The sequence below is a fragment of the Bacteroidia bacterium genome, from assembly GCA_037045145.1.
In the GTDB taxonomy this organism is placed as follows: Bacteria; Bacteroidota; Bacteroidia; order AKYH767-A; family OLB10; genus OLB10.
The window spans coordinates 1,593,244-1,607,389 of record JBAOIA010000011.1 but is presented as its reverse complement, the minus strand read 5'-3'; the positions used below and the strand labels follow the sequence as shown (position 1 = coordinate 1,607,389).

Genomic DNA, 14,146 nt, shown 5'->3' with positions numbered 1-14,146 from the left:
ACGCTGTGGATGCAACAGAACTGATAAAAAAAGTCCGGAAGATTGAGATCAAAACAAAAGGTCTTTCAAACCAGATTTTTTCAGGTGAATACCATTCGGCTTTCAAAGGCCGGGGCATGGCTTTTAGCGAGGTGAGAGAATATATACCGGGTGATGATATCCGCTCAATTGACTGGAATGTTACTGCACGTTTAAATCATCCCTATGTAAAAGTTTTTGAAGAAGAACGTGAATTAAATGTTATGCTGATAGTAGATGTTAGCGCATCCGGTAATTTTGGTACACAAAAACAATTTAAACGAGAGTTGATAGCAGAAATCTGTGCTGTACTTTCTTTCTCTGCAATACAAAACAATGATAAAATAGGAATAATTTTATTTAGTGATAAGATTGAGAAGTTTATTCCTCCAAACAAAGGCCGCTCTCACATTTTACGCATCATTCGTGAATTAATAAATTTTGAAGCTGAAAGTAAAGGCACATCAATAGTTGCAGGACTTCAATTTTTAAGTAATGCCATAAAGAAAAAGAGTATTGCATTTTTAATTTCTGACTTCTACGACCCTGCTGTTGGCAAACCCAAAAGCATGCTTGAAGATTCATTGAAAATAGCCAATCGCAAACATGACCTAGTAGTCTTAAAGATAAATGACTTACGTGAATCAGAATTGCCTGACATTGGATTGATTAATATTTATGATGCAGAAACCGGTCGCGAGCAACTTGTTGATACCTCAAGTGCTATTGTCAGAAAGAATTATCAGCATCAACGACAAATACGCAATCACCAAATTAATGGTCTATTAAGCAAAAGTGGAATTGACAAAGTAGAATTATTTACAGGACAGAACTATATTCAACCATTGATGAAACTTTTTAAGAACAGAGTTAAAAAATGAAAGAATTCAGTAACCGCCTTGCTGCTCTGCTTATATTAGTATTACTTACTACACCTTGTGTATTTGCACAGAATGCAACTGCTGTTCTTCAACTTGACACTAACCGAATTGTTGCAGGGCAACAAATAACAGCAAAACTTCGTTTTACTGCACCTTCAGACTATCAAACAAAATGGGTAACCATTCCTGATACATTTGGTGGTATTGATGTTATTTCGCGCTCGACAATTGACACTTTACCTTCTGCCAACAAAAACTTAATTACACGTGAGCAAAAATTTACACTTACTGCTTTTGACTCTGGCTTTTTTGTAATCACTCCATTTGTATTTAATTATACCAAACCTGGAGATACCACAAATTATACCGTAGAAACACAAGCACAATTACTGACTTCAAACCTGATGCCCGTTGACACCAGCAAAGCTATACATGATATTAAAGGAACCATTGACGTTGGACTAACCTGGCAAGAAATTGTAATGTATGCGTCAATAATATTGTTGTTAATTGCAATAATCTGGTATGTTGTCTATCGCCTTAGGAAGAAAAAACCACAGGTGGCAATAACTATTCCTGAAGCACCAAAACGACCTGCGCATGAAATTGCTATTGAACAACTAGAGCATCTTCAGCAAGAAAAATTATGGCAGCAAGGTGATTTCAAAATGTACTACACACAGCTTTCAGACATAATGAGAGCATACATAAGCAATCGCTGGAGTTTTGATGCTATGGAAAGTACAACTGATGAGATAATGCATAGCAATACCGCATTACAATTAAGTGCCGACAATTTTAGCAGACTGAAAAACACATTAACTTTAAGTGACTTGGCAAAATTTGCAAAATTTACACCTTTGAGTAGTGAAAATGAGCAGGCAATGACAGATGCTTTCATATTTGTAAATGAAACCAAGGTTATTCCAACTGCAAAACCACAAGAACAGGTTAAGTTATAAAATATGAGTTTATTTGATAACATACAATTTGCTTATCCTCAGTTTTTCTGGTTGCTGTTGCTAATTCCGGCTATGCTGTTATGGCAATGGAAAGTTACTTCGGCAAAAAAGGTCAGACTTAAATTTTCTACTGATGATGGTTTTCAAAATTACCAACCAAGTTTCAGACAGCGTTTGGTATTCATGCCGTTCTTATTTCGAATCCTTTGTGTAATCTGCATCATCATTGCACTTGCACGCCCACAGTCATCATCACAGGCACAACAAGTTTCAACAGAAGGTATTTCAATTGTTTTAGCAATGGACATTTCTGGCAGTATGCTTGCAGAAGATTTTAAACCCAATAGAATTGAAGCTGCAAAAAAAGTGGCTATTGATTTTATTGATCATCGCCCCAATGATTTAATTGGTTTGGTAATTTTCAGTGGGGAGAGCTTTACGCAGTGCCCATTAACTTCAGACCATGCTGTATTAAAAAATCTAATGTCGAAAATTGAAAGTGGCATGTTGACAGACGGCACTGCTATTGGTGAAGGATTGGCAACAGCAGTAAATCGTTTGAAAGATGCTAAGACAAAAAGTAAGGTTATTATTTTGTTAACTGATGGTGTGAATAATGCCGGAGCAATTGCACCATTAACAGCAGGTGAAATAGCTAAAACTTTTGGGATAAGAGTTTATACAATTGGTGTTGGAACCGTTGGTATGGCCCCATATCCGTTTAAGACAATATTTGGAATTCAGTACCAGAATGTTCCTGTGCAGATTGATGAAGAAATCTGTAAACAAATATCTGATGCTACAGATGGAAAATATTTCCGTGCAACAAACAATAAAACTTTAAAAGAAATATACTCAGAAATTGACAAACTCGAAAAAACAAAAGTTGAAGTAACTGAGTTTAGACGTCACAGCGAAGAATATTTTAATTATGCATTGGCGGCAGGAATATTTTTTGCAATAGAATTATTGTTAAAATATACTTGGTTAAGAAAACTTACTTAATATTATTAAAGCATAAAAATGTTTCGTTTCTCACATAGTTTAATTTTATATGGTCTTGCTCTGATACCGCTATTTATCATTTTATATGTGAGCCTGGTTAGCTGGAGAAAAAAATCACTAAAAATATTTGGTGATATAAATCTGGTAAAATACCTCACACCGGGTAAAGCATATACCAAACCATTGCTCAAATTTATTCTCTTGATGACGGCTTTTCTATTCCTGATAATTGGAATTGCCGGGCCACAGGTAGGAACCAAATTAGAAACTGTTAAACGCAAAGGTGTTGATGTCATCATTGCACTCGATGTAAGCAACAGCATGAATGCCGAGGATATTAAACCAAGTCGTTTGGAGCGGGCAAAACAATCTATTTCACGATTAATTGATCAAATGCAAGGTGACAGAATCGGTTTGATAGTCTTTGCCGGAGAAGCCTATACACAACTGCCTATCACCACAGACTATGGAGCTGCGAAATTATTTCTTTCAACTGTCAATACTAACATTGTTCCAACGCAGGGAACAGCCATAGGGAAAGCTATTGATCTGGCAACATCATCTTTCGGCACTGAAGACTCTTCGAAAAAAAACAAAGCTATTATTGTTATTACTGATGGAGAAAATCATGAAGATGATGCGATAGCGGCAGCTAAAGAAGCCTATAAAAATAATATTACAGTTCATACCATAGGTATGGGTACAGTTAATGGAGCTCCTATTCCGGTTTATACAAATAACCAGCGCACTGGATTTATGCAGGACAATAACGGTCAGACTGTAATTACTAAAATTGATGAGCAAACCTTAGCAGAAATTGCACAAGCCGGAAACGGTAAATTTATAAGGGCAACAAATAGCGATGATGGACTTAGTATTATTATGAAGGAAATCAATGCTATGCAAAAAAACGAATTTGGCAGTAAAATGTTTACAGATTATGCAGACCAATTTCAATATCTTTTAGGTGTAGCATTATTTCTTATTATCTTAGAGTTTCTGATTTCAGAAAAAAGAAGCAGATGGATGGAAGAATTAAATTTATTTGGCGATGGTGATGAAAAAAAGTAATATTCTTATATTGTTTTTCATGTCAATGTATTTTGTAGCTCATTCACAAAATGATAAACCATTGGTTCGTGAGGGCAATAAAGAATATAAAAACGGAAAGTTTGATCAGGCAGAATCCAGCTATCGAAAAGCAATTGAAAAAAATGGCAGTAGTGTGGCAGGACGATACAATTTAGGTAATGCACTTTACAAACAAAATAAATTTGATGAAGCTGCCGGAGTTTATCAAAACCTGAACAATGAAAAACTTTCTTCAGATGTTAAAGCTAAGTCTCTGTATAATCTTGGCAATGCTATGATGAAATCAGAAAAATATAAGGAAGGAGCAAATGCTTATAAAGAAGCTTTAAAGCTTAGCCCAAATGATAAAGATGCTTTATATAATTATTCTTATGCTTTAGCAAAACTAAAACAACAACAGCAACAAGAAAAACAAAATCAGGAAAACAAAAAAGATCAAAAGAACCAACAAAAACAACAGCAGGATAAACAGCAGCAAAAGCAAGACCAACAAAAGCAACAAAAAGAACAACAAAAAGAACAACAAAAAGAACAGGATCAACAAAAGCAAGATCAGAAAAAAGAACAAGCACAGCAGCCAAAAATTTCCAAAGAAGATGCAGAACGCATGCTTGAGGCACTTAAAAACGATGAAATGAATTTGCAGAAGAAATTAGCTAAGAAAGAAGGTACAAGAGTTAATATTGAAAAGCAATGGTAATAACAGCTATTAAATTAAAGTACAAGCCTGTATTTTTAGGCCTGATGCTTCATTTGTTGCTTCTAACTACTTCAAATATTTTTGCCGCAGAAATAACTTTTATTGCATCCATAAACAAAAACCCCGTTGGCACCAATGAGCAATTTAGTATTACATATACTTTAAACACACAAGGTAGTAATTTTCAGGCTCCAACTTTTAGGGATTTCAATGTATTAAGCGGCCCTAATCAAAGCACAAGTATGCAATTTATAAACGGCAACATGTCGCAGTCTGTATCGTTTACTTATTATCTTACTGCAAACAGCGAAGGAACTTTTCGAATTGACCCCGCTACAATAAATGTTAATGGAGGAAAAGTAAAATCCAACAGCCTAACGATTAATGTCGTTAAAGGACAAAAAGCACAATCTGGCGCACAACAGCAAAAAGCTGATGCTGCTGAGGCAGGTGTCAACAACAATAGTGTGTTTTTAAGAGTGAGTTTAAACAAAACAAATGTTTATCGTGGAGAAGGTATTTTGGCAACATATAAACTATATACTAAAGTAAATTTAGTAAACTATAGCATTGATAAATTGCCGGCACTAAATGGATTCTGGTCACAGGAATTAAAAATGCCGCAACAATTAGAACTCACCACAGAAAATTACAATGGTGAAATGTATAGAGTTGGTATAGTTAAAAAGGTCCTTCTGTTTCCACAGCAATCTGGCACATTAACTATTGAACCTATGGAAGGAAGCTGCATTGCCCGTATTCAAAACCAACGCAAACGCTCCAATAATCCATTTGATATTTTTAACGACCCGTTTTTTAACGACCCGTTTTTCGGATCGGCACAAGATGTAAAAGTTAACGTAAAAAGCTTACCAGTAAAAATTACAGTCAAAGATTTACCTCAGGAAAGTGACAATGCATTTAAAGGTGCAGTTGGAACATTTAGTATGCAGGCAACAACTGATAATGATAAAGTAAAAGCCAATGATGCTATTAACCTTAAAATAAAAATATCAGGTAAAGGAAATTTAAAACTTATTGATGCACCAGAAGTTGAGGTACCGACTGATTTTGAAAAATATGATCCTAAGGTCAGCGACAACACAAATATTTCAGAAAGTGGTGTCTCAGGCAGTAAAACTTTTGAATACTTATTGATACCACGCCATGAAGGTGAATATACTATTGATCCAATAAAATTCACCTACTTCGACCTTGACAAAAAACAATATGTACAGTTACATTCATCAGAGTTTAAAATTACAGTTAAAGGTATTTCTGGCGATGCAGGTGCTGCACAATCTGTAGCGACATCTCAAAACAAAACAGATATTAAGCTGCTCGGCAAAGATATTTCATTTATTAAAACCGGAAAATTAACTACAAAAGCTGTATCAACATTTTACCTGAGTGCTTTGTATTATTTACTATTTGTAATTCCATTTGCGGCATTAATAATACTGATATTTTTTATTAGAAGAAGAAACAAACTTGCCGGTGATGCAGAATATATGCGAAGCAGCAGAGCTACAAAAATGGCACATAAAAGATTATCCATTGCTAAAAAGATGATTGATGCCAAGAAAGATGATTCCTTTTACGAAGAGATTTCCAAAGCCTTATATGGTTATGCTTCTGACAAACTAAACATCAATTTCTCAGAGATGACAAAAGAAAATCTCAAGCAGAAATTAATCAGCAGGAATATACCTGATACAATAACTGAAAGAATTATTTCAACAATTGACTTGTGTGAACTTGCCCGATATGCCCCACTGACACAGAATAATGACACACAAAAAATTTACGCTGAAGCTGCAGCTATCATTACAGAGCTTGAAAATCTTTTAAACAAATAAACTATGAAAGCAAAACATTTATTTCTCTTACTTTACCTATTGCTTTCAAAGAATGTTTTTGCCGACCCAAAACATGATTTGGCATTTAATGAAGCTAATAATCTTTATTTAAAACAAAACTATTACGAGGCTATTGAAAAATATGAACAAATTATTGCAGACAACATAATCTCATTTGAAGTTTATTATAATCTTGGAAACGCTTATTACAAAACAAATAATTACACTAAAGCAATATTAAATTACGAAAGAGCAAAAAAAATAAAACCTGACGATGCTGATGTAAATCTAAATTTAGCTATTGTAAATCAAAAAACTATTGACAAAATTGAGCCTACACCAAAAGTATTTTATGATCAGTGGTGGGATAACTACCTAGCCTCTTCAACAGCCGACTCATCGGCTGTCATAATGCTGGTTTTTCTTTGGCTATGTATTGCAACAATAGCTACCATGATTCTTATTAAAAATATTCCATTGAAAAAATTATGCTTTATCTTAAGCATAACTCTGGCTTGCTGCACATTATTTTTCTTTGTCACAACCCAAACACGCCAAAGAATAAATGATTCATCAGTAGAGGCATTAATCATTAGTCAAAGTGCTTATATTAAAAGTGCTCCTGATGATAAAGGCACCAACCTGTTTCAATTACATGAAGGGACTAAAATTAATATTGTTGATGAGCTGGGCTATTGGAAAAAAATAAGAATCCCTAATGGAAATATAGGCTGGATTAAATCTAAAGATCTGCAAACAATTTAATCATCATTGCTGACATTCATACCAACGATGAAGCACGATTAGACTCCAGATACGATTATATAAATAATCTTCTCCGGAGAGAAATCTTTGAATTAATTTCTCCACCACACTAAATTTAACAAAACCCGCCTGTTGAATTATCCCCTTATCAAGATAGCGATCAAGCAAATATTTGCAATCAGTTTTTAGCCATTTTGCAAGAGGAATTGAAAATCCTTTTTTAGGTCGCATAAATAATTCTTCAGGTATGTAGCTGGCAAGAATTTTTTTTAATGGGTATTTATTAACTCCATCCTTTATTTTAATATCACTTGCAACTGAGAAAACATATTCAGCTAGATTATTGTCTAAATAAGGTACGCGTGCTTCAATAGAATTAAACATAGTAGCCCTGTCAACCTTAGTTAATAAATCATCCTGGAAAGGAAACTTAAGTTCATAATTAGCTTGTCTTTCTTCAGGCATGCAGTCATCACTTTTATCAAACATCAGATTCAACATTTCATTTCGATGCGTTATATTTCTTATAGCTTCCTCCTTCAATTCTTCAGTAACTAAGTCCACAATTTCCTTATTGCTGAACAAATATTGTTCTTGCGAATAAATATGCTCCGGTAAAAATTCGGAATATATATCAAAATCCAGTAAATGTGCAACGCGTTTACTGCGTGAGTTACCAAGTGAGAGAGCCGTTCTAACAGAGCTCCTTAAAACATTAAAAGGAAAAGTATTTAGTCGCTTAGCCCAATTATGTGTGCCGTATCCAAAAAACAATTCATCACCACCTTCGCCTGACAATACTACTTTAACATGCTTTGAAGCAAGCTTTGAAACAATCATAGTAGGAATTCCAGAAGTATCTGTATAAGGCTCGTCATAAACTTCAAAAAATGTTTCAACTAAGTCAATCGCATCTTTAACAGAAACAACAAACTCATGATGATTGGTTCCAATATGTTGTGCAATGACTTTCGCATGTTCAGATTCATTATGACTTTGCTCTGTAAAACCAATAGAAAATGTATTCAGCCTTTCATTAACATTTCTGGCTGCTATTGCTGTTAGCAAACTTGAATCAACACCTCCACTTAAAAAAACGCCATAAGGAACATCGCTGCGTAATTGAATCTTTACGGATTGCATCAAAAGCTTTTCTACATCTTGTATCACTTTTTTTTCATCGCGTATAAGCTCACGTTGAGAACACTTTTTTTCTATCACAAACGATTTACGTTCCAAACCATTTCTATCAATAATTAAGCTACTTCCACTTTCAAGTTTATATATTTTCTGATATATTGTTAGTGGTGCAGGAATAAATCCTGTGTGCAGAAAACTTGTTACCGCCTGATTATTAACTTTCTTTTCAATTCCATCAATTGCAAGTAATGCCTTAAGCTCAGAAGCAAAACAAATATTACCAACTGAATCCAGAAAATAATACAAAGGTTTTATCCCAAATCTATCTCTGAACAAAAACAATTTATTGGCTTGAGTATCATAAATTGCAATTGCAAACATACCATTCAAGTCATTTACAAAATCAGCACCTTTAATCTCAAATAATCTTAAAATTACTTCTGTATCACTTGTAGTCTTAAATTCAGACAATGGGCTATCCTTATACTTTATTTCTAACTCTTTACGTAATTCAACATAATTATAGATTTCTCCATTATACACCATCACATAACGACTACATGATGAATACATAGGTTGTGAGGCTCTGTTATCGAGGTCAATTATAGACAATCTCCTATGTGCCAATCGAACAAAATTATCGCTATAAAATCCTTCTCCATCAGGACCACGATGTTTGATTGCAGCAGATGCTTTTCTAATATCATCAATAGAAAAATAATTACTTACCGAAAAACTACCTACTATTCCGCACATCAGTTAATAAATATTTTTGCAATTGCTTTATAAAAATGGATATCAGTATAGGTCGGTGGATATTTCATAACTTTAATTAACTCACCAAGTCCCTTTTTAATATTATTTGATGACAAGTAAACATTACTTATAAAGAGTTGCAAATTTTGCCGCATCTTAGAAGTAATTTTATCGGGTAAGGTATAATTCTCAATAAAATAGTCAGTTGCAAATTTATTCCAATAGACAAACTGTTCTGTAGATATAAGATTCATAGATCTGTTAACATGCGAGTTTACAAAATTTGTTATGATTCCTGATTTCAAAATCTTAAATTTATAACTAAACATACGAAAAAAAAGCAAATCTTCTGCAGTTAGAATATTTATATCAGGAAAAAGCAATTCGGGATAATTTGACTTTTTGTAGCAAAACTGATTTAAAGAAATTGGATTGGCTTCTGCAAAATCATTTAAATCAAAAACTTTTTGATCTTTAAAATAGTTGCAATTCGCATAATCTCTAATTTTACTCTCTACTACCAATTCTGTTGCCAGGCCTGAAAATGACGGAAATTTTTGAATTAACTGATACATTATTGAAAGATGATTTTCAAGATAAAAATCATCTGAATCAAGAAATGCAATCCATTCACCACAAGCTGCATTTATCCCTTCATTTCTGGCAGCACAACGACCCCTATTTTGATGAGAAATCAACTTAATCCTCTTATCTTTTTTGACAATTTCTTTTAAAACTAATAATGTATTATCAGTTGAGCCATCATCAATACATATCAGTTCAAAATCATCAAATCTTTGGCTCAATACAGAAGCTATGGAATCTTTAACAAGGTCTGCACGATTATACACAGGCATAATTACAGAAAAAAAAGGCTTCTTGTCAGTCAACATAAATTTGTCCTTTCTTGATACCTCTTTTCATTCCAACATAATAACAAAGCATTTCTTTAAAAAATATTCCGGCACTAAATAATCGTAACGTTTTTAACAATCCAATGAAACCAATTCGCCAATTGGTAATTAGTAGTTGAAATCTTTGTTTATGGTCTTTAACAATATTTCTAATCAGGTAACAAACTATCAGTGTTTGTTGATCAAAATATGACCTGTTATGCACCTGTTTCCTGATGTTGCAAATATTTGTAAATCTGTTAATTCTTACCATACTAGAACTGCATATTAATATTAGTTCAAACAGTGAATCAAAATGAGAATCTACTTTAAAATCAGGAAAAACATTGCTCTTAAAAAGACTACTATTAATCATTAATTGCGACAGACTCAACTTACTTCTCAAATCAATTTGTTCCACATCAACAATATTTTTCAGTGGGTTTGTTGATCGAATAGCCTTATATCCGCTTTGGTAATTCAAAGCGTAATAAGTTTTAAATCCCTTAAAATGAATTAAAGCATCGCGAAAAGCAGACAAATGATATGGCAGCCATTCATCACCAGGCTTCAGAAGGCATATCCACCCATTATCAACCCCTCTTAACAAACAAACCAATTCAAAAACTTTAGTAAAAGGAGATTGTTGAACTTCATGCAAAACAAATTTCTCGTGCTGGCTGACTTGATTCAGCGTCTCCTTAAGCAAATTAAAATCTCTTTCTAAATATGCTATATGCAATACAACATTTTTTTCATATTGCATTTGAACGAATGAAATCTGTTTCATAAAATGATCTGTACCATATTCATAAAACATGAAAACATGAAAAGTATGTTCATCTGCTTTCATCTCAATCATACCCATAAAGTTTTTTAAGATGACTAAAATACTTATCCATACTGAATTTCGTATCTACCGCTTTCAATCCGTTTTCAACCAATCTTCTTCTCAAATTATCATCTGAAAGTATTTGCAAAATTGCTTGATAAATTTCGTCTGAATTTTTGTAATCACAAACAAGTGCATTTTCATTGTTTTTTATAAACTCAGGGGCAATTCCTGAAATAGTAAATACAGAGGGAATACCGGCTGCAAGTGCTTCAACATATACCTGCCCAAATGCCTCATACTCCTTGTATTCGGGCACATGAACAAAAACATCAAACAACTGATATAATGCAAATAAATTATATTCAAATCTTATCTCACAATAACTTTCAGCCGGAATTTGTTCCAGCGTTTTTTTTATCTGCTTTGAATAAGAACCATGACTGTTTGCCAACACAAGAAGTGCATCAGGATATTTCTTTAATAACTTTTTAAATGCAGGAATGACATGCTGTATTCCTTTACTTTCTTCGTAGCGACTTATCATGCCAACAACAGGAAATTTACCTTTGGTTTTATATTTCTCCTGTAACTCTTCTACTTGTGAAATTGGCACTTTTGAAAACAGTTCCATTTCAAATCCATGATGTACTAAATGTATCTTTTCGGGGTTAACTTTTTCTTTTTCTATTAATAAGTCATAAACATTCCGACTGATAGCTACAATATCTGTGGCCATTCTGTTGCAATAACGATCAAACCGTACACTCTTTGGATAAAACCGATGATGAAAATCGGAATGGTGTCGTGTATAAATTCTCTTTTTCACTTTAGCTAACCATGCTGCTGTAAGTCCTGCAAGATTAGCATCAAAAAGATGAGTATGAACAACTGTGATTTTTTCTTTTAGCAGGTATTGATATATCAATGCTACAGCACGCGGGATATCCTTTTTAGACCTATATTTTATAAACAAACAAGGAATTTTTTTCATCCTTGCAAACTTTTCAATATGCCATTTCTCCGGGTTAAGGAAAATAAAATGCAAATTCAGACCTTGTTTAATTGCACGTTCTATAATCCATTCATATTGCACTGCTCGATCATGAAAAGATAAAATATAACACACCTTCTCTTTCATTAAGCAATTTTTAGTATTTCCATTGCTAAAAGTTCTGCTTGCTTCTCTCTGGAATAGAATTGCTCCCATTCTGCCGGTTGCTCAACTTTATAATTTCCATTCTGCCACAGTTCATATACTTCTCTTAATGAAGATGCAAACTCCCTTGCATCATTTGCAATATAACCCCTTCCGGATTTACGAACCAGATTATCTATAACATCATTATCCCCGGGTGCTACCAAGATTCTTCTTCCTGAACCTATATACTCAAATATTTTTGTTGAGTATATACCTTTATGATTTGACCATGCAGGAATAAAAAGTACATGACTGTCCTGATAATGCCTAAGTACTTGCTTCCTGCTTAACTTTTGTGTAACAAGTGGCTTTAAAGACTCAAGCTCTGACGCTACTTGATGTGCAACACTCTCAACTGCACCCAATCCAATAAACTTTACTTCAAAATTCTTTTTGTCTTGAAGTTGGTTGTAAAACAACTTTAGACCTTCAATCATTATTGAAATATTCTGAACAGGATAAATGGTTCCTATACTGGCAAAAACAAAGCGGTCTGACGGAGGATTTATTTTACTTACCTGATTAAATAATTTCATTTCATAACCATTGGTCAGCTCCATGCAATTACCATCAAAGATTCTTTTTATTTGTTCAACAAGTGCCTGACTTACTGTTGTAACTAAGCTGGCTTCTTTCAACCACTTTCCGATATATTTTTCTTCAATATAATTTGAGATACGACTACGCATATTCATTTGAACCTTTCCTGTAAGTAAGTTATTCCAGATATCTCTGAAATCAACCACAAAAGGCAAATCAAATTCCTTGCCCAATTCACTTGCCAGTCGCACAAGATTGTGTGGTGGAGCAGAAACTAAAATTAAATCCTGTGGATTTTCTCTTAAAATCTTTCTGCAATAGTTTCCAAATGCTGCATAAGCATTAATCTCTGTATTAAAATGCCCCTTAAGAAATGCTTTTAAATGATAAAATTTACTGTATAGTTTATTCTTATTTACAAGTGCAGGCTTTCCTGTTAGATAAGGCAAATAATGAACATTATAACGCTCATTCATTACAACTTTAACAGGCTCTGATGTCTCCTTAATAAAATCGAGCCAGTGCCATTCATCTCCATTAAAATGCCTGGTTACCACAGTAAGTTCAATACCATGCTGATGGAATTCATTTGCCCAACTCATTATTCGAGGTGTGGCTACTGCATTTCCTGGATCAAAATAATAGGTTATAAGCAGAACTTTCTTCACTACAGTTTTTCACAAAAACCATCAATTGACTTCAAGTAATTCAACATCAAAAATGAGTGTTGACTTTGCCGGAATAACCGGTGGATAACCCTGTTCTCCATAACCCAGTTGATAGGGAATAATCAATCTGCATTGCGACCCGGTTTTTAATAATGCAATACCCTGCTCCCATCCCTGAATTACTCTTCCTTCGCCTAAACGAAAACTAATTGGCTCACCTCTTTCAACAGATGAATCAAACATGCTTCCATCTTCAAGATATCCGCTGTAGTGCACAGAAACAGTTGCACCGGAAGCCGCTACTTTTCCTGCTCCTTCCTTAATCATAATATACTGAAGTCCGGAAGGCAACTTAACAGTATCTTTACCTGAAACATTGTATGGTGCAGGAACAATTTTAGGTGTCACCTTGAGTAATTCCACCTCAAAAATCAAGGTCGAGTTAGCAGGAATAGTTCCAACAGCACGACTGCCATAACCTGCATCCGGTGGTATGGTCAATATTGCCTTATCACCTTGTTGAAGCATACTGAATGCTTCATCCCATCCTCTTATAACCTGACCTGTTCCAACGTTAAATACAAAGGGATCTCCTCTGTCAACAGAGCTATCGAACTTAGTACCATTCTGCAATTTTCCAGTATAATGAACGGTAATTCTATCACCCGCTGATGGTTTAATTCCGTTTCCTTTTTCTTTAATTTCAATTTTAACTCCTGATTGTGTTGTCATAAAATTTGTTTGAACATTATGTGTTTCTAAAGACTGTTTACCCGATTTGCAGGCAGTCATAATAGCAAGCAAACATAACATTAGTTTTTTCATGCTCGGTCT

13 protein-coding genes are annotated in these 14,146 nt (G+C 34.1%); 7 read left to right on the top strand and 6 right to left on the bottom strand.

What is annotated here, in order from left to right; all coding sequences use genetic code 11:
• Positions 1–5: 5 nt before the first annotated feature.
• From V9G42_07850 to V9G42_07820, 7 genes are read left to right on the top strand one after another with little or no spacing between them, the layout of a single operon-like run.
• Positions 6–899 (top strand): DUF58 domain-containing protein, encoded by an 894-nt coding sequence (locus V9G42_07850; GenBank protein ID MEI2759324.1) that lies wholly within the window; start codon positions 6–8, stop codon positions 897–899.
• On the top strand, positions 896–1,861 hold the full coding sequence (locus V9G42_07845) for a hypothetical protein (GenBank protein MEI2759323.1): 966 nt from the start codon (positions 896–898) through the stop codon (positions 1,859–1,861). The genes V9G42_07850 and V9G42_07845 overlap by 4 nt, the downstream gene beginning before the upstream one ends.
• Positions 1,862–1,882: 21 nt before the next feature.
• Positions 1,883–2,866: a VWA domain-containing protein gene (locus tag V9G42_07840; protein MEI2759322.1), complete on the top strand. Its 984-nt coding sequence runs from the start codon at positions 1,883–1,885 to the stop codon at positions 2,864–2,866.
• Between the two features lie 18 nt (positions 2,867–2,884).
• Positions 2,885–3,937: a VWA domain-containing protein gene (locus V9G42_07835; GenBank protein MEI2759321.1), complete on the top strand. Its 1,053-nt coding sequence runs from the start codon at positions 2,885–2,887 to the stop codon at positions 3,935–3,937.
• Positions 3,938–3,962: 25 nt separating this feature from the next.
• A complete protein-coding gene (locus tag V9G42_07830; protein ID MEI2759320.1) occupies positions 3,963–4,658 on the top strand; it encodes a tetratricopeptide repeat protein in 696 nt (231 codons plus the stop codon).
• Positions 4,652–6,517, top strand: a complete 1,866-nt coding sequence (locus V9G42_07825) for a BatD family protein (GenBank protein ID MEI2759319.1) — start codon at positions 4,652–4,654, stop codon at positions 6,515–6,517. Before V9G42_07830 ends, V9G42_07825 begins: the two co-directional genes overlap by 7 nt.
• A gap of 3 nt (positions 6,518–6,520) precedes the next feature.
• Positions 6,521–7,282 (top strand): tetratricopeptide repeat protein, encoded by a 762-nt coding sequence (locus V9G42_07820; GenBank protein MEI2759318.1) that lies wholly within the window; start codon positions 6,521–6,523, stop codon positions 7,280–7,282.
• A 3-nt stretch (positions 7,283–7,285) separates the two neighbouring features.
• On the opposite strand, the gene asnB is transcribed toward V9G42_07820, so the two are convergent.
• From asnB to V9G42_07790, 6 genes are read right to left on the bottom strand one after another with little or no spacing between them, the layout of a single operon-like run.
• Positions 7,286–9,178, bottom strand: a complete 1,893-nt coding sequence (asnB, locus tag V9G42_07815; GenBank protein MEI2759317.1) for an asparagine synthase (glutamine-hydrolyzing) — start codon at positions 9,176–9,178, stop codon at positions 7,286–7,288.
• Positions 9,178–10,071 carry a glycosyltransferase family 2 protein gene (locus V9G42_07810; GenBank protein ID MEI2759316.1) on the bottom strand — a complete coding sequence of 298 codons (894 nt, stop codon included), beginning with the start codon at positions 10,069–10,071 and terminating at the stop codon, positions 9,178–9,180. The genes asnB and V9G42_07810 overlap by 1 nt, the downstream gene beginning before the upstream one ends.
• A complete protein-coding gene (locus V9G42_07805; protein MEI2759315.1) occupies positions 10,061–10,933 on the bottom strand; it encodes a hypothetical protein in 873 nt (290 codons plus the stop codon). The genes V9G42_07810 and V9G42_07805 overlap by 11 nt, the downstream gene beginning before the upstream one ends.
• Positions 10,926–12,044 carry a glycosyltransferase family 4 protein gene (locus V9G42_07800; protein MEI2759314.1) on the bottom strand — a complete coding sequence of 373 codons (1,119 nt, stop codon included), beginning with the start codon at positions 12,042–12,044 and terminating at the stop codon, positions 10,926–10,928. The genes V9G42_07805 and V9G42_07800 overlap by 8 nt, the downstream gene beginning before the upstream one ends.
• Positions 12,044–13,312, bottom strand: a complete 1,269-nt coding sequence (locus tag V9G42_07795) for a hypothetical protein (protein MEI2759313.1) — start codon at positions 13,310–13,312, stop codon at positions 12,044–12,046. The genes V9G42_07800 and V9G42_07795 overlap by 1 nt, the downstream gene beginning before the upstream one ends.
• A 21-nt stretch (positions 13,313–13,333) precedes the next feature.
• Positions 13,334–14,137 (bottom strand): FKBP-type peptidyl-prolyl cis-trans isomerase, encoded by an 804-nt coding sequence (locus V9G42_07790; GenBank protein MEI2759312.1) that lies wholly within the window; start codon positions 14,135–14,137, stop codon positions 13,334–13,336.
• Positions 14,138–14,146 lie beyond the last annotated feature (9 nt).

Excerpts from the sequence above, each read along its gene's own strand:
- V9G42_07845 (MEI2759323.1), top strand. The coding sequence starts at position 896 with ATGAAAGAATTCAGTAACCGCCTTGCTGCTCTGCTTATATTAGTATTA.
- V9G42_07835 (MEI2759321.1), top strand. The coding sequence starts at position 2,885 with ATGTTTCGTTTCTCACATAGTTTAATTTTATATGGTCTTGCTCTGATA.
- V9G42_07830 (MEI2759320.1), top strand. The coding sequence starts at position 3,963 with ATGTATTTTGTAGCTCATTCACAAAATGATAAACCATTGGTTCGTGAG.
- V9G42_07825 (MEI2759319.1), top strand. The coding sequence starts at position 4,652 with ATGGTAATAACAGCTATTAAATTAAAGTACAAGCCTGTATTTTTAGGC.
- V9G42_07820 (MEI2759318.1), top strand. The coding sequence starts at position 6,521 with ATGAAAGCAAAACATTTATTTCTCTTACTTTACCTATTGCTTTCAAAG.
- asnB (MEI2759317.1), bottom strand. The coding sequence starts at position 9,178 with ATGTGCGGAATAGTAGGTAGTTTTTCGGTAAGTAATTATTTTTCTATT.
- V9G42_07810 (MEI2759316.1), bottom strand. The coding sequence starts at position 10,071 with ATGTTGACTGACAAGAAGCCTTTTTTTTCTGTAATTATGCCTGTGTAT.
- V9G42_07805 (MEI2759315.1), bottom strand. The coding sequence starts at position 10,933 with ATGATTGAGATGAAAGCAGATGAACATACTTTTCATGTTTTCATGTTT.
- V9G42_07800 (MEI2759314.1), bottom strand. The coding sequence starts at position 12,044 with ATGAAAGAGAAGGTGTGTTATATTTTATCTTTTCATGATCGAGCAGTG.
- V9G42_07790 (MEI2759312.1), bottom strand. The coding sequence starts at position 14,137 with ATGAAAAAACTAATGTTATGTTTGCTTGCTATTATGACTGCCTGCAAA.